This window comes from Massilia sp. 01N410 (genome assembly GCF_056399665.1).
The window spans coordinates 118,824-139,884 of sequence record NZ_JBFTRV010000017.1; the positions used below are offsets into that span (position 1 = coordinate 118,824).

A 21,061-nucleotide genomic window follows, 5' to 3' on the forward strand; every position below is an offset into this window, starting at 1 on the left:
TGAGTGACAAGAATTGCCCTGGGTGTCCAGTACATCGGCACCGCCTGGAACGGTTATCAGAAACAGCCTTCGCGCGACACGGTCCAGGACCAGCTGGAGATCGCGCTCGAGAAGTTTGCCTGCACCAGGCTCGCCACCACCTGCGCCGGCCGCACCGACGCCGGCGTGCACGCGATCGAGCAGGTCGTCCACTTCGACACGGAACTCGACCGCGCAACGCAATCCTGGGTGCGCGGCACCAACGCCTTCCTGCCGGATTCGATCGTGGTGCGCTGGGCGCACGTGGTCGAGCCCGACGCGGAAGGCCAGGATTTCCACGCCCGCTTCTCGGCCCGCTCGCGCACCTACCACTACGTGCTGTACAACCATCCGAACCCGTCGGCCCTGCTGGCAGGACGCGCCGGCTGGGTGTTCCGCCCGCTGGACGTCGAGCGCATGGTTGACGCGGCGCAGCACCTGATCGGCATCCACGACTTCAGCAGCTTCCGCGCCTCCGGCTGCCAGGCGAATTCGCCGGTCAAGCAGATGCACGAGGTGAGCATTGTGCGCCACGGCGACGTCATCGTGTTCACGGTGCGCGCCTCCGCCTTCCTGCATCACATGGTCCGCAACATCGTCGGCTCGCTGATCTACGTGGGCACCGGCCGCAACGAGCCGGGCTGGATGGCCGAGGTCCTGGCCGCCCGCTCGCGCGACGCCGCGGCGCCGACCTTCATGCCGGACGGTTTGTATCTTGCTACAATCGACTACGATCCGAAGTGGGGCTTGCCTCAAGAGGCGACTCCACCCTTGCCTTGGCTGTAGGGTGGGCACTCCGTGCCCGCGCGTAGGCCAGCATCACGCTAACCTCACACGTGGGCTCGGCGAGCCCACCCTACAATAATGACCCGTACCCGCATCAAAATCTGCGGCATCACCCGCGAACAGGACCTGCGCGCCGCGGTCGCTGCCGGTGCCGACGCCATCGGCTTTGTCTTCTACCCGAAGAGCCCGCGCTACATCGCGCCCGAACAGCTGGCTGCGCTGGCGTCCGCCATGCCGCCCTTCGTCAGCGGCGTCGGCCTGTTCGTGAACGCCGGCGTGGAGCAGGTGCGCGAAGCGGTCGATGCCGGCCCGATCGCGCTGCTGCAGTTCCACGGCGACGAAACCGCCGAGCAGTGCGCGGCGATCGCGGCCGCGGTCAAGCGTCCCTTCGTGCGGGCCTACCGCGTGAAACCTGACACCAGCGCCCTGGATTTGATAGAATCGGAAGTTCAATACCGCGCCGCCAGCGCCTGGTTCTCGGGCCTCCTGCTCGATACCTGGGTCGATGCCTACGGCGGCGCAGGAAAGGTCTTCGATTGGTCTCTTATCCCAAAAGAGCTCGCGCCTCGGGTCGTTTTGAGTGGTGGCTTGAGCGTGCAAAACGTGACTGGCGCGGTGATGCGCGTACGTCCCTTTGCGGTCGACATCAGTAGCGGTGTCGAGGAAAGCAAGGGGATCAAGGATGCCCGCAAGATAGCCGCGTTCGTCGACGCGGTGCGGGCTGCCGATGCATCACCCGAAACGAGCGAGTCACACCATGAAGGAAGCACCTGAAAAGAACAGCGCCAAGGCCCTGTTCAAGACCCCTGAATATCAACTGCCGGACGCCTCCGGCCACTTCGGTCCCTACGGCGGCAGCTTCGTCGCCGAGACCCTCAGCCACGCCCTGGCCGAGCTGAACGAAGCCTATGCGCGCTACAGCCAGGATCCGGAGTTCCTCGAAGAATTCCGCTACGAGCTGGCGCACTTCGTCGGCCGTCCGTCGCCCGTCTACCACGCCAAGCGCTGGTCGCAACAGGGCTCGGTTGGCAAGCTCGGTGCGCAGATCTTCTTCAAGCGCGAAGACCTGAACCACACCGGCGCCCACAAGATCAACAACGTGATCGGCCAGGCCCTGCTTGCCAAGCGCATGGGCAAGCCGCGCATCATCGCCGAGACCGGCGCCGGCCAGCACGGCGTCGCCACCGCCACCATCTGCGCGCGCTTCGGCCTCGAATGCGTGATCTACATGGGCAGCGAAGACGTCAAGCGCCAGGCCCAGAACGTCTACCGCATGAAGCTGCTGGGCGCGACCGTCGTACCGGTGGAAAGCGGCTCGAAGACCCTGAAGGACGCGCTCAACGAAGCGATGCGCGACTGGGTCACCAACATCGAAAACACCTTCTACATCATCGGCACGGTGGCCGGCCCGCACCCCTATCCGATGATGGTGCGCGACTTCCAGTCCGTGATCGGCGAGGAATGCCGCGTGCAGATGCCGCAGATGACCGGCCGCCAGCCGGACTATGTGGTCGCCTGCATCGGCGGCGGCTCGAACGCGATGGGCATCTTCTATCCCTACATCGACGAAGCCGGCGTCAAGCTGGTCGGCGTCGAGGCGGCGGGCGAGGGCATCGACAGCGGCAAGCACGCGGCTTCCCTCAGCGCCGGCTTCCCCGGCGTCCTGCACGGCAACCGCACCTACCTGCTGCAGGACGAGAACGGCCAGATCATCGAGACCCATTCCGTCTCGGCCGGCCTGGATTATCCGGGCGTCGGTCCCGAACACGCATGGCTGAAGGACATCGAGCGCGCCCAGTACGTCTCGATCACCGATGAGGAAGCGCTGCAGGCCTTCCACGACTGCTGCCGCATCGAGGGCATCATCCCGGCGCTGGAATCCTCGCACGCGATCGCGTACGCGGCCAAGCTGGCGCCGACGCTCGCCAATGACCAGATCATCCTGGTGAACCTGTCCGGCCGCGGCGACAAGGACATGCACACGGTCGCGCAGCGCGCCGGCCTGAACTTCGGTTGATGGGGAGACGAACATGTCCAGAATCGCACAGACTTTCGACACCCTGAAACAGCAGGGCAGGACCGGCCTCGTCACCTTCGTCACGGCCGGCGACCCGGGTCCCGACCTCACCGTGCCGATCATGCACGCCCTGGTGGCCGGCGGCGCCGACGTGCTGGAACTCGGCGTCCCGTTCTCCGACCCGATGGCCGAAGGCCCGGTGATCCAGCGCGCCTGCGAACGCGCGCTGACCTTCGGCGTCAGCATGAACGACGTCTTCGACTACGTGCTTGAATTCCGCAAGACCGACCAGCGCACGCCGGTGGTCCTGATGGGCTATGCCAACCCGATCGAGCGCATGGGTCCTTCGGAATTCATCCGCCGCGCGCAAGCCGCGGGCGCCGACGGCGCCATCGTGGTCGATTATCCGCCGGAAGAATGCGAAGCCTTCGCCGCCGAGATGAAGGCGAACGGCCTCGACCTGATCTTCCTGCTGGCCCCGACCTCGACGGTCGAGCGCGTGAAGCAGGTGGCGCGCCACGGCGGCGGTTTCAGCTACTACGTCTCGCTGAAAGGCGTGACCGGCGCCGGCGGCATCGACACGGCAGACGTCGCGCGCCGCGTGGCGGCGATCCGCGAGCATGTGAAACTGCCGATCGGCGTCGGCTTCGGCATCCGCGATGCGCAGACGGCGAAGTCGGTGGCGGCGGTGGCGGATGCGGTGGTGATCGGCAGCCGCATCATCCAGGAGCTGGAGAACACGCCGAAGGAAAAAGGTCCGGAGGCCGTGCGGGCTTTCGTCGCCGGCATCCGCGCTGCGCTCGACGGCAAGTAAGCGGGATCTATTTGCAGCAAACAGACCGGGGCCACGCGCCCCGGTTTTTCGTTCTGTCTCAGGCGTCCCCGCCGGCCGTGAATTTGCGGGTCAGTACCCAGAACGCCAGCGCCGCCAGGCTGACGCCGGCGCCGAGCAGGCACACGCCGCGCCAGCCCGCGCCCGCATAGCTGGCCGTCGAGGCCAGGGCGCCGATCCCGCTTCCGACCGCATAGAACAGCATGTAGGCGCCGACGAGGCGGCTGTGCGCTTCGGGCGAGGCGCGAAAAATCAGGCTCTGGTTGGTGACGTGGATCGCCTGGCCGCCGAGGTCGAGCAGGACGATGCCGCCGATCAGCGCCCACAGCGAGCTGTCCATCCAGGCCAGCGGCAACCATGCGACCGCCAGCACCAGCAGGGCGGCGGCGCTGACCGGCCCTTCGTGGCCGCGGTCCGCCAGCCGGCCGGCCCAGATCGCGGCGAGTGCGCCGGCCGCGCCCGCGAGCCCGAAGGCGCCGATGGCGGTGTGCGACAAGCCATACGGTGGAGCGCTCAGCGGCAACACGAGGGCGCTCCAGAAGATGTTGAGGACGGCGAACATCAGCAAGGCCAGCATGCCACGGACCTGGAGTGTCCGGTCGCGCCGCAGCAGCGTGAACATGGAGGCGATCAGGCTGCGGTAGCGCAGCGTGCTGCGTGCCGCGCCGAGTGCCGGCAAGCCGCGCCACAGCAGGGCCGCCAGCACAAGGGTCAGCGCGGCCGAGCACAGGTACACGCTGCGCCACCCGGCGAGATCGCTGATGCCGCCGGCCAGCACGCGCGCCAGCAGCAGGCCGATGAAGACGCCGCCCTGGGCCATGCCGACGACCCGTCCGCGTTCCTCGTCGGCCGCGGCGCTGGCGGCATAGGAGATCAGCCCCTGCGTCATGGCGGTGCCGAACAGGCCGGTCAGCAGCATCGCCGCCAGCAGGATCGCGCTGGTCCTCGCCGTCCCGACGGCGACCAGGGCCGCGGCCAGCATCAGCGCCTGCGCCAGCATCAGGCGGCGGCGCTCGATCAGGTCGCCCAGCGGGACGACCAGCAGCAGGGCGAGGGCGCAGCCGGCCTGGGTGGCGGTGACGATGCTGCCGACGGCCGCGCCGGGAATGGCGAACTCGCGCGCCAGCGCGTCCAGCAAGGGCTGGGCGTAGTAGACGTTGGCCACGCTCAGGCCGGCGGCGCAGGCGAACAGCAGGACGGTGGCACGCGGCAGGGTGATGTGCGGAAGGGAAGCGCCCATGCGGTTTCTCCAGGTTGGATTCATTTTTGGTTTCAAATTGAAACCGTTTGCAGCTTAAGGCTTATGGTTTTAAAATGCAACCGACATCAACCTTCCCCTCCCGGCGAGATGAACCAACCGAATCCAGCCAATCCCGAGCCCTGTCCGGTGGCGCGCTCGGCGGGCATCGTCGCCGACCGCTGGTCGCTGCTGATCGTGCGCGATGCCTTCGACGGCGTGCGGCGCTTCAGCGACTTCCAGCGCAGCCTCGGCATCGCGCGGAACATCCTGTCCGACCGCCTGCACCGCCTGCTCGATGCCGGCATCCTCGCCATGCAGGCCGGCAGCGGCGGCGGCGCGCACCAGGAATACGTGCTGACGGCAAAGGGCCGGAGCCTGTTTCCGGTCGTGGTGGCCTTGCGCCAGTGGGGAGAGCACTATCTGTTCGGCGAAGGGGAAGCGCACTCCGAACTGGTCGAAACGAAGACCGGCAAGCCCCTGCGTGCCATGCTGCCCCTGGCGGACGATGGCCATGCGATTTCGGCCGACGAGACCGAGGTGCGCAAACTGAGACCGGCCGAAGCGCCGCAAGAACGATGAACAGGCGCAAACGCCTGACCTTCTGGGGCGCCCACGAAGACGACGACAGCCTGCCTCGCGCCGTCATGGCAGGGCGGAAGACCGTCACCGCCGACACCGTCGAGGACTACTACAAGCCCTACGGCGAATACGGCGACGGCAGCTACGCAGCGGGCGACCTGATCGAGGTCTACGACCTGAGGCAGCGGCTGCGCTGCCTGATCCGCGCGACCAAGGTGCAGCGCATCCTCTTCGGCGAGATTCCGGAAGAGGTATGGCGTGGCGAAGGATTCGCCAGCGCGCGCGAATTCCAGGACGTGCACATCGCCTGCCTGCCGCAATACGAGCTGCATGCGGATTTCGAATTCGTGACCCTGCACTTCGAACTTGTCGAAGTCGTCAACCTTGCATAGAAGCCAAGGTCTTACCAGCAAGAATTCGACAAGCCGAACCTGAATCGGTACACTACGCGCAAATCCAGAATTGCCGCAAAGGAGAACACATGAGTTGGTTGGAAAAACTGCTGCCCCCCCGGATCCAGCGCTCCGATGCCGCCAAAAAGCAGACCATGCCCGAGGGCCTGTGGGTCAAGTGTCCGTCGTGCGAATCGGTGCTCTACCGTACCGACCTCGAATCGAACCTGCACGTCTGCCCGAAGTGCAGCCATCACATGCGCATCCGCGCCCGCGCGCGTCTCGACGCGCTGCTGGACGAAGGCGGCCGCTATGAGATCGGCCAGGACGCGCTGCCGGTCGACACCCTGAAGTTCAAGGACAGCAAGAAGTACCCCGACCGTCTCAAGCAGGCCATGGACGCCACCGGCGAAACCGATGCCATGATCGTGCAAGGCGGTTCGATCATGAGCCTGCCTGTCGTCGTCGCCTGCTTCGAATTCGAATTCATGGGCGGCTCGATGGGTTCCGTGGTCGGCGAGCGTTTCGCCCGCGGCGCCCAGGTGGCCCTGGAGCAGAAGGTGCCCTTCATCTGCATCACCGCCACCGGCGGCGCCCGCATGCAGGAAGGCCTGCTGTCGCTGCTGCAGATGGCCAAGACCACCGCGATGCTGACCAAGCTCTCCGAGAAGAAGCTGCCGTTCATCAGCGTGCTGACCGACCCGACCATGGGCGGCGTCTCCGCTTCCTTCGCCTTCATGGGCGACGTCGTGATCGCCGAACCGAAGGCCCTGATCGGCTTTGCCGGCCCGCGCGTGATCGAGAACACCGTGCGCGAAAAGCTGCCGGAAGGCTTCCAGCGCGCCGAGTTCCTGGTGCAGAAGGGCGCCATCGACATGATCGTCGACCGCCGCAAGATGCGCGAAGAGATCGCTCACCTGCTCGCCCTGCTGCAAAGCCAGCCGGCCGACGTCATCGCCTAAATCATCTTCCTGCGCGGCCGGATCACTCCTGCCGCGCGCCGTACTTTTCCCGCCATGTCCACATTACCGACCACCTTGCCCGACTGGCTGGCGCTGCTGGAGTCGCGCCATGCCGAAATCCACATCGACATGGGCCTGGACCGCGTACGCGCCGTCAAGGAGCGCATGCAGCTCGCCTTTTCCTGCCCCGTGATCATGGTGGCCGGCACCAACGGCAAGGGTTCCACCTGCGCCATGCTGGAAGCCATGCTGCTGCAGGGCGGCTACCGTACCGGCCTGTATATCAAGCCGCACTTCCTCGACTTTAACGAGCGCGCCCGCATCAACGGCGAGATGGCCAGCGACGAAGCCCTGGTGTCCGCCTTCGACGTGGTCGAAGCGGCGCGCGGCGACGTCGACCTGACCTATTTCGAGTTCACCACGCTGGCCATCATGCACCTGCTGGCCACCAGCGAGATCGACGTCGCCATCCTCGAAGTCGGCCTGGGCGGACGCCTCGACGCCGTCAACGTGATCGACGCCGACGTCTCCATCGTCACCAGCATCGACATCGACCACAAGGACTACCTGGGCGAGACGCGCGAAGAGATCGGCTTCGAGAAGGCCGGCATCTTCAGGCCGGGCAAGCCGGCGATCTGCAGCGATCCGCAGCCGCCGGCCTCTCTCATCAAGCATGCCGAGGACGTCAAAGCCGACCTGTGGCTGATCGGCCGCGACTTCAACTACCAGGGCGACAAGCAGCAGTGGGCCTTCGGCGGCCGTTCGCAGCGCCGCAACTCGCTGGCCTATCCGGCCCTGCGCGGCGCCAACCAGCTGCTGAACGCCTCGGCCGCACTGGCCGCGCTGGAATCGCTGCGCCTGCGGCTGCCGGTGGGCGCGCAGGAAGTGCGCGCCGGCCTCGCCATGGTCGAGCTGCCGGGCCGTTTCCAGGTGCTGCCGGGCCGTCCGACCACGGTGCTGGACGTGGCCCACAATCCGCACGCGGCGGCGACCCTGGCCCAGAACCTGAGCAATATGGGCTACCACCGCTTCACCTACGCCGTGTTCGGCATCATGCAGGACAAGGACATCGACGCCGTCATCGAGCACATGGCGCCCTACGTCGACCACTGGTGCGTGACGGCGCTGCCGTCACCGCGTTCGGCCGATCCCGCGGAACTGGCGCCAAAGCTGGAGGCGAAGAAGCCGGCGGGCGTCAAACCGGACGAGTTTTCGGTAAAAACCTTCGCCGATCCGGGCGCGGCCTTCCAGGACGCAACAAGCCGGGCCGGACAGGATGATAGAATAGTGGTCTTTGGCTCGTTCCATACCGTGGCTGGCGTGATGGCGGCCCGTAAATCCTCTCTTCATTGACCTGACAACGCATGGGCTTGTTCTCGTTCTTCGGTAAAAACAAGCAAGGCCGCGCTGCCGAGGACAGCGGCCGTTTCTACAGCAAGGACGACGACGCCGCAATCGGCGAACGCGCCCGTTCCAAGCGTGCCTCCAGCGCGGGCGCCGTCGCCGGCAGCACGCGCGGACGCGGCACCGGCAACGACCCTTTGCTGCCCGAGAAGAAGCGGGCGCGGCGCCGCTTGGTGGGGGCTATCGCGCTGGCGCTGGCGGCCGCCGTCGGCCTGCCGATGCTGCTCGATTCCCAACCGAACAAGACGCTGGCAGGCGACATCGCGATCCAGATCCCGTCCAAGGACAAGGCGGTGCCGCTGCCGGTGCCGGCCGATCCCTCGGCTCCCGCCGCGCAAGCCGGACCGGCGAGCGCGCGCGACAGGACCGTGGCCGCCGTGGCCGCCGAGGACAGCGTCGGCAAGGACGAGGAAATCGTCCAGATGCCGCCGGTCTCGAAATCCGCGTCGAAACCCGCCGTGGCCGCCGCCGCGAAGCCGCAGGGCGCGGCCGAGCTGCCCAAGCCCGAACACAAGCCCGAACACAAGCCGGAGCCGCCCAAGCCGAAGGCCGAGCCGAAGCAGGAAGCCAGGCCCGAACACAAGCCGGAACCCAGGCCCGAGCACAAGCCGGCCGAGAAGGCCGACAAGCCGGTCAAGCCGAAGAGCGAAGACAAGCCGAAGCTCGAGGACAAGCCCGTCAAGCCGCGCGACGACGTGCGTGCCCTCGCCATCCTCGAAGGGAAGGGCGCGGACAAGACCGACAAGGCCGAGAAGGACAAACAGCCGGCCGACGCCGGCTCGCAGAAATTCGTGGTGCAGGTCGCGGCGCTGTCGAGCCAGGAAAAGGCCGCCGAACTGCAGGCGAAACTGCATGGCGCCGGCATCAATTCGCACACCGAAAAGGCCGGCGAACTGATCAAGGTGAAGATCGGCCCCCTGAGCAAGGACGAGGCCGAGAAAGTGCGCGCCAAGCTGGGCCGCATCGGCCTGTCGGGCTTCATGACCCCTGTTTGAAGCCGTGACGATTTTCGATTACATCGTCCTGTTCATCCTGATCTCGTCGGTCGTCATCAGCACCATGCGTGGGCTGGTGAAGGAAATCCTGTCCCTGGTGAGCTGGGTCGCAGCCTTCGTGGTGGCGAACGCCTTCGGTGCGAAGCTGGCGCCCATGCTACCATCGGTGGTTCCGGGCGAGTCGCTGAGGCTGATCCTTGCTTTCGTTGCACTATTCCTGGGCGTACGTGTACTGATGGGCCTGCTGGCCCTGGCGATCGGCGCGCTGATCGAGGCTTCCGGCCTCTCGCTGGCCGACCGCGGACTCGGCGGCCTGTTCGGACTGGGCCGGGGGATTGTAATCGTGCTGGCCGGCGTCATATTGTGTGGGATGACTTCCATTCCCCAACAGGCTTTCTGGAAAAACGCGTTGCTCTCTCCCATGGCGGAAACCGGGGCGCGCACGGTCAAGCCTTTCTTGCCGGCTGCCTTCGCGCAGCACGTGCAGTATTAATTTTTCATTATCAGCTGTTTAGGAGCGCACCATGTGTGGCATCGTCGGCGTCGTCTCGCAAGCCCCCGTCAACCAGTTGCTGTATGACGCATTGCTGCTGCTGCAGCATCGCGGCCAGGATGCGGCCGGTATCGCAACCAACCATAGCAGCATGTTCTCGATGTACAAGGCCAACGGCCTGGTGCGCGACGTGTTCCGCACCCGTAACATGCGCTCGCTGATGGGTAATTCCGGCATCGGCCACTGCCGCTACCCGACCGCCGGCTCGTCCAGCGAAGAGGAGGCGCAGCCGTTCTACGTGAACGCGCCGTTCGGCATCACGTTGGCGCACAACGGCAACCTGACCAACCAGGCCCAGCTCAAGGACGAGCTGTTCCGCATCGACCGCCGCCACGTGAACACCGGTTCCGATTCGGAAGTGCTGCTGAACGTGCTGGCCCACGAGATCCAGACCGCCGCCGACGGCTACTCGCTGGATCCGGATGCCATCTTCAAGGCGGTTGCCATGGTGCACAAGCGCGTGCGCGGCGCCTATGCCGTGATCGCCCAGATCTCCGGCCACGGCCTGCTGGCCTTCCGCGACCCCTTCGGCATCCGTCCGCTGTGCCTGGGCGTGAACGAGACCGAGAACGGCCCCGAATACCTGGTCGCCAGCGAATCGGTGGCGCTCGAGGGCCTGGGCTTCCGCTTCGTGCGTGACATCGCGCCGGGCGAGGCGGTCTTCATCGACGACGCCAGCCAGCTGCATTCGCGCCAGTGCGCCGAGAACCCGTCGCTGAATCCCTGCGCCTTCGAATACGTCTACCTGGCCCGTCCGGACTCCGTCATCGACGGCGCCTCGGTCTACGCGACCCGCCTGCGCATGGGCGAATACCTGGCCGACAAGATCCGCGAGGAGATCCCGGTCGAGGAAATCGACGTCGTGATGCCGATCCCGGACTCCTCGCGTCCGGCCGCGATCCAGCTGGCGCTGAAACTGGGCGTCGAGTACCGCGAAGGCTTCATCAAGAACCGCTACATCGGCCGCACCTTCATCATGCCGGGCCAGGGCATGCGCAAGAAGTCGGTGCGCCAGAAGCTGAACGCGATCGCTTCCGAGTTCAAGGACAAGAACGTGCTGCTGGTCGACGACTCGATCGTGCGCGGCACCACCAGCCGCGAGATCGTGCAGATGGCGCGTGAAGCGGGCGCCCGCAAGGTCTTCTTCGCCTCGGCCGCGCCGCCGGTGCTGTACCCGAACGTGTACGGCATCGACATGCCGACCCGCGACGAGCTGATCGCCCACGGCCGCACCGTGGAAGAGGTGTGCCGCGAGATCACGGCCGACCGCCTGGTCTACCAGGACATCGAGGCGCTGAAGAAATCGATCATGGACGTGAATCCGGCGCTGACCAGCGTCGAGGCGTCCTGCTTCGACGGCGTCTACATCACCGGCGACATCTCGCCGGAGTACCTGGACAGGCTGGAGAACCACCGCCACAAGAGCTCGGGCAAGTCGTCCGAGGATCTGGTGCGGACCCAGCTGAATCTGAACCCGCCGGTAGCGGCGGAGTAAATCACGTATCATCGTACGGGCGCCTCGGGCGCCCGTTTTCATTTGTACCGACACGATCATGAGCGACACGAACAACTACGGCTTCACCACCACCATCCTCCACAACGACCGCCGCAAGACCATCGAGCAGGGCTCGCTGCACAAGCCCATCCACACCTCGGTGGCCTTCGGCTATGGCGACGCGCGCCAGCTGGCCTCGGTCTTCCAGGGCAAGGAACCGGGCTTCCGCTACGGCCGCCAGGGCAACCCGACGGTGTCGGCGCTGGAAGACAAGATCACCAAGATGGAAGACGGCGTCGCCACCCTGTGCTTCGCCACCGGCATGGCAGCGATCGGCGCGCTGGCCCAGGCGCTGCTGAAGGAAGGCGACCACGTGGTCTCGTCCAGCTTCCTGTTCGGGAATACCAACAGCCTGTGGAACACGGTGGCGGGGCAGGGCACCGAGGTCTCCTTCGTCGATGCCACCGACGTCGCCAACGTCGAAGCGGCGCTGCAGCCCAACACGCGCCTGGTGTTCGTCGAGACCATCGCCAATCCGCGCACCCAGATCGCGGATCTCGCGCGCATCGGCGAGCTGTGCCGCCAGCGCGGCATCCTCTACGTGGTCGACAACACCATGACCACGCCCTGGCTGTTCCGCCCGAAGGCGGTCGGCGCCGGCCTGGTGGTCAATTCGCTGACCAAGTCGATCGGCGGCCACGGCATGGCGCTGGGCGGCGCCCTGACGGACACCGGCCTGTACGACTGGAGCGCCTATCCGAACATCGCGCCGAACTTCCGCAAGCAGCCGGCCAAGGCCCAGGGTATGGCCCAGCTGCGCGCCAAATCGCTGCGCGACTTCGGCGCCTCGCTGGCGCCGGAGGCCGCCCACCACATCGCCGTCGGCGCCGAGACCCTGGCCCTGCGCATGGACCGCACCTGCGCCAACGCGCTGGCGCTGGCGAAGATGCTGGAAGCCGACCAGCGCGTCGCCGCCGTCCACTACCCGGGCCTGCCTTCGCACCCGCAGCACGGCATCGCTACCAGCCTGTTCCGTGCCTACGGCTCGCTGTTCAGCTTCGAGCTGAAGGAGGGCATCGACTGCTTCGACTACCTGAACCGCCTGCAGATCGCGATCCCGGCCAGCAACCTGGGCGACACCCGCACCCTGGTCATCCCGGTCGCGCACACGATCTTCTTCGAGATGGGGCCGGAGCGCCGCGCCAGCATGGGCATCGCCGAATCCCTGATCCGGGTGTCGGTGGGCATCGAGGATACGGCGGACCTGCTGGCCGACTTCGGCAACGCGCTGGCCGACTGAACACGGCGTTTTATCCATAGCGAATTGTCATAAAACAAAGGCAAGTCTATGATCGCTCTCACCAATCATGTGGAGAGAGACGATGAAACGACTTGCATTTGCGGTGCTGATGCTGGCCGCCGGGATGGCCTGGGCCGACGATCTCGGCGATGCCGAAAAAGCCTTGCGCGCCAAGGAATACGGCAAGGCCTTGCCGATCTACACGAAGCTGGCGAACGCCGGCAATGCCGAAGCGCAGTTCCGCCTGGGCGAAATGTACTGGTATGGCGACGGCACCGCGGTCGACATGGGCAAGTCGCAGGCCTGGCTGCAGAAGGCCGCAGCGTCCGGCCATGGCGGCGCGAAGGAGTCGCTGGCGGTCCTCAAGGAGCGCGAACAGCGTGCCGGCGACCTGGCTTACTGGACCGGCTACAAGGGCGATGACCTGGTGACGGGCAAGTACGCCTGCCCGATGCCGAAGATCCCGCAGGTGTCGAAGACCAATGAGGACATCAACCGGGTCAGCACCGCGATCGCGCAATGGGAAACCTGCTACAACGACTTCGTGGCCGGCGTGAACCAGGCGCCGCCGGGCGTCAAGCGCATCCCGGCCGACATCCTCAAGCTGATGAGCCCGCACGAAGCCGAGCAGGCCGCCTCCCGCATCGATGACGTCACGGTGGCCGTGATCAGCCGCCGCCAGGCCGAGGCGCTGAATTTCACCTCGGAGCGCGACGCCTGGTACACGGCAACCCAGTCCTTCGTGGCGGAATCGAATGCCAAGAGCGAGGCGAACAAGCGCCAGCTCGACGTCGAGAACCGGCGCGCGGCCGATGCCAGCAACGAATACAACCGCAGGGTCACGCAGGGCGCGACCTTTGCCCAGCCCGCGTCGACCGGCAAATAAGGCTTGTATCGGGAGCGACGATGAAACGACTTGCATTTGCGGTGCTGATGCTGGCCGCCGGGATGGCGCGGGCCGACGATCTGGGCGATGCCGAAAAGTCCTTGCGCGCGAAGGAATACGACAAGGCCTTGCCGATCTTGACGAAGCTGGCGAACGCCGGCAATGCCGAGGCGCAGTTCCGCCTGGGCGAGATGTACTGGCATGGCAACGGCACCGCGCCCGACCTGGGCAAGTCGCAGGCCTGGCTGCAGAAGGCCGCCACCGGCGGGCATGGCGGCGCGAAGGAGACCTTGGCGATCCTGAAGCAGCGCGAGGAGCGCGCCGCCGACCTGGCTTACTGGACCGGCGGCTACAAGGGCGAGGAGCTGGTATCGGGCAAGTTTGCCTGCCCGATACCGAAGCTTCCGGTGGTCTCCAGGACCAATGAGGAAATTAACCGCATCCAGGCCGAGATCGCCCAGTGGGAAACCTGCCACAACGATTTCGTCGCCAACGTGAAGCAGGCGCCGCAAGGCAGCAAACGTATCCCGCCCGACGTCTTCAAGTTGATGAGTCCGCGTGAGGCCGAGCAGGCGGCCGGCCGCGTCAACGATGCCCTGACGGGCGCCGCCATGCGCCGCCAGGCCGAGGCGCTGGCCTTTGCCGGCGACCGTGACGCCTGGTACGCGGCCACCGAAAAGTTTGTCAACGAGGCGAACGCCAGGACCGAGGACGACAAGCGCCGCCATAACGACGAGCAACAGCACGCACGGGAAGCCAATGATTCCTACCTGCGTAAAATGGGGGAGCAGGCGCCGCGTCCGCAGCGTTCGTGGGGCGGCAACAAGTAAGGATTGTTGAGCTGGCAGGGCTGTGGGGGTATGATAAATTTCTTTTTCACAGCCCTGCTTCACAGCTCTTTTCCATGAAGACTCTCCTGTTATGCGTCGCATTGCTGGCGGCCGGCTCCGTCCGTGCCGACGAGCTGGCCGATGCCGACGCCCTGTTCGCCAAGAAGGCTTATCCAGAAGCCCTGCAGAAGTACACCAGGCTGGCCAATGCCGGCAACGTCACGGCCCAGCAGCACCTGGGCGAAATGTATTTTTACGGCGAAGCCGGCGCCATCGACATGGACAAGGCCACCGCCTGGTTCCGCAAGGCGGCGGCCAAAGGCAATGCCGTCGCCATCGCCTCGCTCGAGATGATGAAGCAGCGCGAGGTCCGCCGCGCCGACATCGACTACTGGATGACGAAATACGACGGCTCGGATGTCCGTACCGACGAGTACCGCTGCCCGGCGCCGCGCTTCCCGGCGGTGTCGCGCCAGACCGAGGAGATCGACCGCTACAGCGCGAAGATGAAGACCTGGCAGGATTGCTACAACCGCTATGCCGAGCACCTGAATGCGGTCACCCCGCTGAGCAAGCGTATTCCCGAGGACATCCGTAAACTGATGACCAAGGCCGAATACGAGACGGCAAGCAAGCACCTGGACGCGGTGCAGGAGGGGCTGTCGGAAGACGCCAGGATCAGCGCCAAGATGGTCGTGGCCGACTTCACTGTCTGGCGCGACGCCACCGACGCCTATGTCAGCCAGCACAACGAGATCGTCAAGAGCGGGCCGACGCCCGAACGCGAGAAGGACCTGGAAGCGCGCAAGAACAACTATAACGGCGCAGGCACGAAGTAAGCCGTCCGCCGAATGAGAAACGCCCCGCAGGCGCAAGCCGGGCGGGGCGTTTATTTTGCCAAGTGGCAAAAATTAGTGCCGGCTCGGTGCCGGCTTAGTGCCAGCTCAGTGCCAAGAGCGCAGCAGGCCGACGGCCAGGCCTTCGAGCGCGAACTCGTCGGTGTGCGGATCGACCGTGATGACGGAGAAGTCCGGGTTTTCCGGCAGCAGTTCGATGGTGCCGCCGCTCTTGCGGTAGCGCTTGACGGTGACTTCGTCGCCGATGCGGGCGACCACGATCTGGCCGTTCTTTGCCGAATCCACTTTCTTGACGGCCAGGAAGTCGCCGTCGCAGATGCCGGCGTCGCGCATCGACCAGCCCTTGACCTTCAGCAGGAAGTCGGGCTTGCTCGAAAACATGGCCGGGTCGACCGAGTAGGTGGCCTCGACGTGTTCCTGGGCCAGGATCGGCGAACCGGCGGCGACGCGGCCGACCAGCGGCAGCGACATCAGCAGGGCGGCCGGGACTGCCGGTGCCGGAGCGGGTTCGGCTGCGGCGCCGACCAGGCGGATGCCGCGCGAGGTGCCGGGGGAGATTTCGATCGCGCCCTTGCGCGCCAGGGCCTGCAGGTGTTCCTCGGCCGCATTGGCCGAGCGGAAGCCCAGCTCCTGCGCGATTTCGGCGCGGGTCGGCGGGAAACCGGTGTTGTCGATCGCTTCCTTGATCAGGTTGAGGATCTGTTCTTGCCGTGCGGTGAGCTTGAGCATGTCAAAGATTAATTCGTAGGTGAGCGGTAGTGCGGGGCGAACCCGATACCCTGTATTTTTGTACAGTATTGCGCCGGGCGCAAGGGGAATCCGTGCGATTTGCCGGTTTTTTTTGCCTGCCGGGCACAGCCGATGCTCGGTAGGCAAGCCGGGCCGCCAACGCGGCCTCGAAATGGCGATTGAGCTCTTGACGTTTTTGCGGTTATAATGTCGGGCTTTCCCTTCCCACACTCGTCTTGACGCCGAGGTGGGCATTTGTTTAAACGTCCTTAAGGAGTGTTGCATGCGTCATTATGAAATCGTGTTTATCGTCCACCCGGACCAGAGCGAGCAGGTTCCGGCGATGATCGAGCGCTACAAGACCACGGTCACCTCGCGCGGCGGTAACATCCACCGCGTCGAAGACTGGGGCCGCCGTCAAATGGCTTACCAGATCCAGAAGCTGCCGAAGGCACACTACATCTGCATGAACATCGAGTGCGACAACGAGACCCTGGTCGAGCTGGAAACCGCATTCAAATTCAATGATGCCGTGCTGCGTCACCTGACCGTCAAGATGAAGAAGGCCGAAACCGCGCCGTCGCCGATGATGAAATCGGTGCAGCGCGAAGACGCAGCCAAGAGCCATCGCGCCGAGCAGGCAGCTGCTCCGGCCGCAGCCGCTTAATTCTTAATCTTAAGAAAGAAGCGCGCAAGGGCAGTGAACGAGCTGTTGCTGGTCGCAAGCATCGCGGAACGCGATGCCCTGCGCTACACCCCGGCCGGCATCCCCATCGTCAGCGGCATCCTGCAACATGGATCGCAGCAGGTGGAAGCAGGGATTGCCAGGCAGGTCGAATTCGAGATCACCGCGCTGGCCGCGGGCGATGTTTCGAAGCGATTTGCCGACGCCGAACTCGGTGCCGTCTACGAGTTTCGAGGGTTCATGGCCAGGAAGAACCGCAACAGCAAAGCCCTGGTGTTTCACATCATTGATTTCATTTAGATAGATACAGGAGCCTAAAATGGCATTCGGTAAAAAGTTCGACAAAAACAAAGCCAAGGAAAAACTGAAGCGTAAACAGCAGAACCCGCTGTTCAAGCGCAAGAAGTTCTGCCGCTTCACCGCTGCAGGCGTGGAACAGGTTGACTACAAAGACGTCGACACCCTGAAGGATTTCGTCCAGGAAAACGGCAAGATCATGCCGGCACGCCTGACCGGTACCAAGGCGCACTACCAGCGCCAAGTGGACACCGCCATCAAGCGCGCCCGCTACCTGGCCCTGCTGCCGTACACCGACCTGCACAACGCTTAATCGTCGGTCACGACACGTATACTGGAGAATAATATGCAAGTCATCCTGCTGGAAAAAGTCGTCAACGTCGGCAACTTGGGCGACGTCGTCAAGGTCAAGGACGGTTACGCACGTAACTTCCTGATCCCGCAAAAGAAAGCCCGCCGTGCAACCGAATCGGCCGTGGCCGAGTTCGAAGTCAAGCGCGCCGAACTGGAAAAAGCAGCCGCCGAGAAACTGGCAGCCGCTCAAGGCCAGGGCGACAAGCTGAACGGCATGACCATCACCATCGCCCAGAAAGCTGGCGTGGACGGCCGTCTGTTCGGTTCCGTGACCAACTTCGACATCGCTGAAGCCCTGAGCAAGCAAGGTTTCGCCGTCGAAAAGGCCAACGTGCGCATGCCGACCGGCCCGCTGAAGACCACCGGCGAGCACCCGGTTGCCGTCGCACTGCACACCGACGTCGTCGTCGACGTGACCGTTGCAGTCGTGGGCGAAGCTGCCTAAATAATCCAGCAACATCTGTTGCAGGAATGAAAAAAGCCGGGCTTGCCCGGCTTTTTTTATGCTTGGAAAATCACCAATCATTTCAGCCGGCGATGCGGAAAAGGTATAATGTCGGCCATGAACACCCCAGCAGACCCGCAGATCGAGTCGCTCCGCATTCCCCCGCATTCCATCGAAGCAGAACAGTCCGTCATCGGCGGCCTGCTGCGCGATAACGCGGCGTGGGACCGCATTGCCGATTTCATGCATGCGGAGGACTTTTACCGCTACGACCACCGGATCATCTTCGAACAGATGGTCCGCCTGATCAATGCTGGCAAACCTGCCGACGTGATCACCGTGTACGAATCGCTCGTCCAGCTCGGCAAGGCCGAGGAAGTGGGCGGGCTGCAGTACCTCAATGCGATGGCGCAAAATACGCCATCCGCTGCCAACATCCGCCGTTACGCCGAGATCGTCCGCGACCGCGGCGTGCTGCGCCAACTCATCACCGTCGCCGACGAAGTCTCGGCCAAGGCCTTCAATCCCCAGGGCGCCGAGGTCAAGCAGATCCTCGACGAAGCCGAATCGCGCATCTTCGCGATCGCCGAGCAGGGCGCCCGCGGCGCCCAGGGCTGGCTGCCTGTGCAGCCGCTGCTGACCCAGGTGGTCGAGCGCATCGACGAACTCTACTCGCGCGAAAACCAGGGCGAGATCACCGGCGTCCCGACCGGCTTCATCGACCTCGACAAGATGACTTCCGGCCTGCAGCCGGGCGACCTGGTGATCGTCGCCGGCCGTCCGTCGATGGGTAAAACGGCATTCTCGGTCAACATCGGCGAAGCCGTCGCGGTCGAGGCCGGCCTGCCGGTCGCGATCTTCTCGATGGAGATGGGCGGCACCCAGCTCGCCATGCGTATGCTCGGCTCGATCGGCCAGCTCGACCAGCACCGCCTGCGTACCGGCAAGCTGATCGACGAGGACTGGCCGCGCCTGACGCACGCGATCCAGAAGATGAACGACGCCCAGATCTTCATCGACGAGACGCCGGCGCTGAACCCGATCGAAATGCGCGCCCGCGCGCGCCGCCTGGCCCGCCAATGTGGCAAGCTCGGCCTGATCATCGTCGACTACCTGCAGCTGATGCAGGGTTCCAAGCCGGGCGACAACCGGGCTTCGGAAATTTCGGAAATTTCGCGTAGCCTGAAGGGCCTGGCCAAGGAGCTGGGCTGTCCGGTGATCGCGTTGTCCCAGCTGAACCGGTCGCTGGAACAACGCCCGAACAAGCGCCCGGTCATGTCCGACCTGCGCGAATCGGGCGCTATCGAGCAGGACGCGGACGTCATCATCTTCCTGTACCGCGACGAAGTCTATAACCCGGACTCGCCCGATAAAGGTACCGCCGAGATCATTATCGGCAAACAGCGTAACGGCCCGATCGGGGCGGTGCGACTGACCTGGATGGGTATGTATACCAAGTTCGGGAATTACAGCGGCAGCCTTAGCATTTATCAGGGCGATTAAGCCGATACAAAAACTGTCGCGGCTTAACACCGGGGTCAGAGCCCTTTTAAAAGCAACACCGGGCTCTGATCCCTCCGCGGCCTTTAAAGAAGTTCCAAGAGATTTACAACGGAGAACCTATGTTTGGACGCCTGATGCCCACTGAGGGCAAATTTTTCGACCTCTTCAACCAGCACGCGGCCCTGTGCGTGAAGGGCGCACAAGAAATGGTCGGCCTGATGACCAACTTCGACGACCTGGAAAACCGCACCCACGCTGTGGAGAGCATCGAAAAACAGGCGGACAAGATCACCTACGCTTGCGTCGACCTGCTGCACAAGACCTTCATCACCCCGCTGGACCGTGACGACATCCACAAGCTGATCACCCGCATGGACGACATCCTCGACATGATGGAGGACGCCGCCCAGACCATCTCGCTGTACGACCTGCACGCCGTGACGCCGGAAGCCAAGCGCCTGGCCGAGCTGTGCCTGGCCTGCTGCGAAAAGGTCCAGCAGGCCGTCGGCATGCTGCACAACATGGACAACGCCCAGAAGATGGTCGCGATCTGCGAAGAGATCGACCGCCTGGAATCGGACGCCGACCACGTGATGCGCGCGGCGATGTCCAAGCTGTTCCGCGACGAGCCGGACGTGCGCAACCTGATCAAGATGAAGGCCATCTACGAGATCCTGGAAACCGTCACCGACCGCTGCGAGGATGTCGCCAACATCATCGAAGGCATCATCGTCGAAAACGCGTAAGACCAGAACAATAAAAACAATATGGATCATCTTTTAATCAGCGTCTACGTGCTGGGCCTGCTCATCTTTCTAGCGCTGGTCTTCGACTTCATGAATGGTTTCCACGATGCCGCCAACGCGATCGCGACGGTGGTGTCGACCGGGGTGCTGAAACCCCAGACCGCGGTCGCCATGTCCGCGCTGTTCAACTTCGTCGCCATCTTCACCGTCGGCGTGCACGTCGCGTCCACGGTGGGCAAGGGGACCGTCGATCCGCACATCGTCGACCAGTACGTGGTGTTTGGCGCCCTGGTCGGCGCGATCGTCTGGAACGTGGTCACCTGGTACTACGGCATCCCGTCCTCGTCCTCGCACGCCCTGATCGGCGGCCTGGTGGGCGCGGCGGTGGCTAAGTCGGGCACCGGCGCCCTGGTCGGCGGCGGCCTGCTCAAGACCGTGACCTGGATCATCCTGTCGCCGCTGCTGGGCTTCCTGCTCGGTTCGATCGTGATGCTGGCGGTGTCCTGGATCTTCGTGAAGACCCCGCCGCGCAAGGTCGACACCTGGTTCCGCCGCCTGCAGCTGGTCTCGGCCGCGGCCTACAGCCTGGGCCACGGCGGCAACGACGCCCAGAAGACCATCGGCATCATCTGGATGCTGCTGATCGCGGCCGGCGTCTCGCAGGCCAGCGACACGGTGCCGCCGCTGTGGGTGATCATCTCCTGCTACACGGCGATCTCGCTGGGCACCCTGTTCGGCGGCTGGCGCATCGTCAAGACCATGGGCCAGAAGATCACCAAGCTCAAACCCGTCGGCGGCTTCTGCGCCGAATCGGGCGGCGCCATCACCCTGTTCCTGGCCAGCGCGATCGGCGTGCCGGTGTCGACTACCCATACCATCACCGGCGCCATCGTCGGCGTCGGCTCGGCGCAGAAGGCGTCGGCGGTGCGCTGGGGCGTGGCCGGCAACATCGTGTGGGCATGGGTCTTCACGATCCCGGCCTCGGCCTTCATGGCTGCGATTGCCTGGTGGATCGGTACCCACGTCCTGTAACGCGATAATCGCTTCGGATGAGAAGGGCGGGATGCGAATCCCGCCCTTTTTGCTTGTGCACGCCACGCAACAAACGTCCTTGTCTTTTTTGCTATCGCTAGTAGTAATATTACATAGTGGCTTT

24 protein-coding genes are annotated in these 21,061 nt (G+C 64.5%); 22 read left to right on the plus strand and 2 right to left on the minus strand.

The features are described from left to right. Window positions 1–3 precede the first annotated feature (3 nt). From truA to trpA, 4 genes are all read left to right on the plus strand, one after another. Window positions 4–804: a tRNA pseudouridine(38-40) synthase TruA gene (gene truA / locus AC1DOP_RS20830; protein ID WP_477253084.1), complete on the plus strand. Its 801-nt coding sequence runs from the start codon at window positions 4–6 to the stop codon at window positions 802–804. 78 nt (window positions 805–882) lie between these two features. Then, on the plus strand, window positions 883–1,578 hold the full coding sequence (locus AC1DOP_RS20835) for a phosphoribosylanthranilate isomerase (RefSeq protein WP_477253086.1): 696 nt from the start codon (window positions 883–885) through the stop codon (window positions 1,576–1,578). Further along, entirely contained in the window at window positions 1,562–2,821 is a 1,260-nt protein-coding gene (trpB, locus tag AC1DOP_RS20840; protein ID WP_442124745.1) for a tryptophan synthase subunit beta, read from the plus strand. Before AC1DOP_RS20835 ends, trpB begins: the two co-directional genes overlap by 17 nt. Before the next feature lie 13 nt (window positions 2,822–2,834). Continuing rightward, the gene (gene trpA / locus AC1DOP_RS20845; RefSeq protein WP_477253089.1) at window positions 2,835–3,635 is read left to right on the plus strand and encodes a tryptophan synthase subunit alpha; all 801 of its coding nucleotides are present in this window, start codon (window positions 2,835–2,837) and stop codon (window positions 3,633–3,635) included. Between the two features lie 58 nt (window positions 3,636–3,693). On the opposite strand, the gene AC1DOP_RS20850 is transcribed toward trpA, so the two are convergent. Next, window positions 3,694–4,893 carry an MFS transporter gene (locus AC1DOP_RS20850; RefSeq protein WP_477253091.1) on the minus strand — a complete coding sequence of 400 codons (1,200 nt, stop codon included), beginning with the start codon at window positions 4,891–4,893 and terminating at the stop codon, window positions 3,694–3,696. A gap of 108 nt (window positions 4,894–5,001) precedes the next feature. On the opposite strand from AC1DOP_RS20850, the gene AC1DOP_RS20855 reads away from it, so the two are divergent. The 11 genes from AC1DOP_RS20855 to AC1DOP_RS20905 all read left to right on the plus strand — a co-directional run bounded on the left by AC1DOP_RS20855 (window position 5,002) and on the right by AC1DOP_RS20905 (window position 15,128). Further along, window positions 5,002–5,472, plus strand: a complete 471-nt coding sequence (locus AC1DOP_RS20855) for a winged helix-turn-helix transcriptional regulator (RefSeq protein WP_442124748.1) — start codon at window positions 5,002–5,004, stop codon at window positions 5,470–5,472. Further along, on the plus strand, window positions 5,469–5,864 hold the full coding sequence (locus tag AC1DOP_RS20860) for an ASCH domain-containing protein (RefSeq protein ID WP_477253093.1): 396 nt from the start codon (window positions 5,469–5,471) through the stop codon (window positions 5,862–5,864). The genes AC1DOP_RS20855 and AC1DOP_RS20860 overlap by 4 nt, the downstream gene beginning before the upstream one ends. Window positions 5,865–5,953: 89 nt before the next feature. Further along, window positions 5,954–6,826, plus strand: coding sequence for an acetyl-CoA carboxylase, carboxyltransferase subunit beta (gene accD, locus AC1DOP_RS20865; protein WP_442124750.1), 873 nt, complete (start codon window positions 5,954–5,956; stop codon window positions 6,824–6,826). A gap of 54 nt (window positions 6,827–6,880) precedes the next feature. Then, window positions 6,881–8,179, plus strand: a complete 1,299-nt coding sequence (folC, locus tag AC1DOP_RS20870; protein ID WP_477253096.1) for a bifunctional tetrahydrofolate synthase/dihydrofolate synthase — start codon at window positions 6,881–6,883, stop codon at window positions 8,177–8,179. 11 nt (window positions 8,180–8,190) lie between these two features. After that, window positions 8,191–9,225 carry an SPOR domain-containing protein gene (locus AC1DOP_RS20875; protein ID WP_442124752.1) on the plus strand — a complete coding sequence of 345 codons (1,035 nt, stop codon included), beginning with the start codon at window positions 8,191–8,193 and terminating at the stop codon, window positions 9,223–9,225. Between the two features lie 4 nt (window positions 9,226–9,229). Then, window positions 9,230–9,718, plus strand: a complete 489-nt coding sequence (locus tag AC1DOP_RS20880) for a CvpA family protein (RefSeq protein WP_442124753.1) — start codon at window positions 9,230–9,232, stop codon at window positions 9,716–9,718. A gap of 31 nt (window positions 9,719–9,749) precedes the next feature. Further along, window positions 9,750–11,273, plus strand: a complete 1,524-nt coding sequence (gene purF, locus AC1DOP_RS20885; protein ID WP_442124754.1) for an amidophosphoribosyltransferase — start codon at window positions 9,750–9,752, stop codon at window positions 11,271–11,273. A gap of 58 nt (window positions 11,274–11,331) precedes the next feature. After that, window positions 11,332–12,573, plus strand: coding sequence for a cystathionine gamma-synthase family protein (locus tag AC1DOP_RS20890; protein ID WP_477253099.1), 1,242 nt, complete (start codon window positions 11,332–11,334; stop codon window positions 12,571–12,573). Window positions 12,574–12,655: 82 nt separating this feature from the next. Then, a complete protein-coding gene (locus AC1DOP_RS20895; protein ID WP_477253101.1) occupies window positions 12,656–13,459 on the plus strand; it encodes a tetratricopeptide repeat protein in 804 nt (267 codons plus the stop codon). A gap of 20 nt (window positions 13,460–13,479) precedes the next feature. After that, complete coding sequence (locus AC1DOP_RS20900) at window positions 13,480–14,289, plus strand: tetratricopeptide repeat protein (RefSeq protein WP_442124757.1); 810 nt, start codon at window positions 13,480–13,482, stop codon at window positions 14,287–14,289. A gap of 74 nt (window positions 14,290–14,363) precedes the next feature. Continuing rightward, window positions 14,364–15,128 carry a tetratricopeptide repeat protein gene (locus AC1DOP_RS20905; RefSeq protein WP_442124758.1) on the plus strand — a complete coding sequence of 255 codons (765 nt, stop codon included), beginning with the start codon at window positions 14,364–14,366 and terminating at the stop codon, window positions 15,126–15,128. A gap of 105 nt (window positions 15,129–15,233) precedes the next feature. Here AC1DOP_RS20905 and lexA read toward each other — a convergent pair whose 3' ends face one another. Then, window positions 15,234–15,875: a transcriptional repressor LexA gene (lexA, locus tag AC1DOP_RS20910; RefSeq protein WP_442124759.1), complete on the minus strand. Its 642-nt coding sequence runs from the start codon at window positions 15,873–15,875 to the stop codon at window positions 15,234–15,236. Between the two features lie 283 nt (window positions 15,876–16,158). Between lexA and rpsF the strand changes: the two genes are divergently transcribed. From rpsF to AC1DOP_RS20945, 7 genes are all read left to right on the plus strand, one after another. Further along, on the plus strand, window positions 16,159–16,542 hold the full coding sequence (gene rpsF, locus AC1DOP_RS20915; protein WP_036232978.1) for a 30S ribosomal protein S6: 384 nt from the start codon (window positions 16,159–16,161) through the stop codon (window positions 16,540–16,542). A 33-nt stretch (window positions 16,543–16,575) separates the two neighbouring features. Next, window positions 16,576–16,860: a primosomal replication protein N gene (priB, locus tag AC1DOP_RS20920; RefSeq protein WP_442124760.1), complete on the plus strand. Its 285-nt coding sequence runs from the start codon at window positions 16,576–16,578 to the stop codon at window positions 16,858–16,860. 19 nt (window positions 16,861–16,879) lie between these two features. Further along, window positions 16,880–17,170, plus strand: a complete 291-nt coding sequence (gene rpsR / locus AC1DOP_RS20925) for a 30S ribosomal protein S18 (protein ID WP_036249492.1) — start codon at window positions 16,880–16,882, stop codon at window positions 17,168–17,170. Between the two features lie 33 nt (window positions 17,171–17,203). Further along, on the plus strand, window positions 17,204–17,656 hold the full coding sequence (gene rplI / locus AC1DOP_RS20930; protein WP_442124761.1) for a 50S ribosomal protein L9: 453 nt from the start codon (window positions 17,204–17,206) through the stop codon (window positions 17,654–17,656). Window positions 17,657–17,773: 117 nt separating this feature from the next. After that, window positions 17,774–19,159 carry a replicative DNA helicase gene (locus tag AC1DOP_RS20935; RefSeq protein ID WP_047823886.1) on the plus strand — a complete coding sequence of 462 codons (1,386 nt, stop codon included), beginning with the start codon at window positions 17,774–17,776 and terminating at the stop codon, window positions 19,157–19,159. 119 nt (window positions 19,160–19,278) lie between these two features. Continuing rightward, window positions 19,279–19,905, plus strand: coding sequence for a DUF47 domain-containing protein (locus AC1DOP_RS20940; RefSeq protein ID WP_047823888.1), 627 nt, complete (start codon window positions 19,279–19,281; stop codon window positions 19,903–19,905). 21 nt (window positions 19,906–19,926) lie between these two features. After that, window positions 19,927–20,937 carry an inorganic phosphate transporter gene (locus tag AC1DOP_RS20945; RefSeq protein WP_442124762.1) on the plus strand — a complete coding sequence of 337 codons (1,011 nt, stop codon included), beginning with the start codon at window positions 19,927–19,929 and terminating at the stop codon, window positions 20,935–20,937. The last annotated feature ends 124 nt before the right edge of the window (window positions 20,938–21,061 follow it).

Bases quoted from the DNA above. Each gene is read 5' to 3' on its own strand.
- lexA (WP_442124759.1), bottom strand. From the start codon at position 15,875: ATGCTCAAGCTCACCGCACGGCAAGAACAGATCCTCAACCTGATCAAG.
- trpB (WP_442124745.1), top strand. From the start codon at position 1,562: ATGAAGGAAGCACCTGAAAAGAACAGCGCCAAGGCCCTGTTCAAGACC.
- AC1DOP_RS20905 (WP_442124758.1), top strand. From the start codon at position 14,364: ATGAAGACTCTCCTGTTATGCGTCGCATTGCTGGCGGCCGGCTCCGTC.
- AC1DOP_RS20945 (WP_442124762.1), top strand. From the start codon at position 19,927: ATGGATCATCTTTTAATCAGCGTCTACGTGCTGGGCCTGCTCATCTTT.
- AC1DOP_RS20940 (WP_047823888.1), top strand. From the start codon at position 19,279: ATGTTTGGACGCCTGATGCCCACTGAGGGCAAATTTTTCGACCTCTTC.
- AC1DOP_RS20890 (WP_477253099.1), top strand. From the start codon at position 11,332: ATGAGCGACACGAACAACTACGGCTTCACCACCACCATCCTCCACAAC.
- rplI (WP_442124761.1), top strand. From the start codon at position 17,204: ATGCAAGTCATCCTGCTGGAAAAAGTCGTCAACGTCGGCAACTTGGGC.
- rpsF (WP_036232978.1), top strand. From the start codon at position 16,159: ATGCGTCATTATGAAATCGTGTTTATCGTCCACCCGGACCAGAGCGAG.
- AC1DOP_RS20855 (WP_442124748.1), top strand. From the start codon at position 5,002: ATGAACCAACCGAATCCAGCCAATCCCGAGCCCTGTCCGGTGGCGCGC.
- AC1DOP_RS20850 (WP_477253091.1), bottom strand. From the start codon at position 4,893: ATGGGCGCTTCCCTTCCGCACATCACCCTGCCGCGTGCCACCGTCCTG.
- folC (WP_477253096.1), top strand. From the start codon at position 6,881: ATGTCCACATTACCGACCACCTTGCCCGACTGGCTGGCGCTGCTGGAG.
- AC1DOP_RS20935 (WP_047823886.1), top strand. From the start codon at position 17,774: ATGAACACCCCAGCAGACCCGCAGATCGAGTCGCTCCGCATTCCCCCG.
- AC1DOP_RS20900 (WP_442124757.1), top strand. From the start codon at position 13,480: ATGAAACGACTTGCATTTGCGGTGCTGATGCTGGCCGCCGGGATGGCG.
- accD (WP_442124750.1), top strand. From the start codon at position 5,954: ATGAGTTGGTTGGAAAAACTGCTGCCCCCCCGGATCCAGCGCTCCGAT.
- AC1DOP_RS20835 (WP_477253086.1), top strand. From the start codon at position 883: ATGACCCGTACCCGCATCAAAATCTGCGGCATCACCCGCGAACAGGAC.
- trpA (WP_477253089.1), top strand. From the start codon at position 2,835: ATGTCCAGAATCGCACAGACTTTCGACACCCTGAAACAGCAGGGCAGG.
- AC1DOP_RS20875 (WP_442124752.1), top strand. From the start codon at position 8,191: ATGGGCTTGTTCTCGTTCTTCGGTAAAAACAAGCAAGGCCGCGCTGCC.
- AC1DOP_RS20860 (WP_477253093.1), top strand. From the start codon at position 5,469: ATGAACAGGCGCAAACGCCTGACCTTCTGGGGCGCCCACGAAGACGAC.
- AC1DOP_RS20895 (WP_477253101.1), top strand. From the start codon at position 12,656: ATGAAACGACTTGCATTTGCGGTGCTGATGCTGGCCGCCGGGATGGCC.
- rpsR (WP_036249492.1), top strand. From the start codon at position 16,880: ATGGCATTCGGTAAAAAGTTCGACAAAAACAAAGCCAAGGAAAAACTG.
- purF (WP_442124754.1), top strand. From the start codon at position 9,750: ATGTGTGGCATCGTCGGCGTCGTCTCGCAAGCCCCCGTCAACCAGTTG.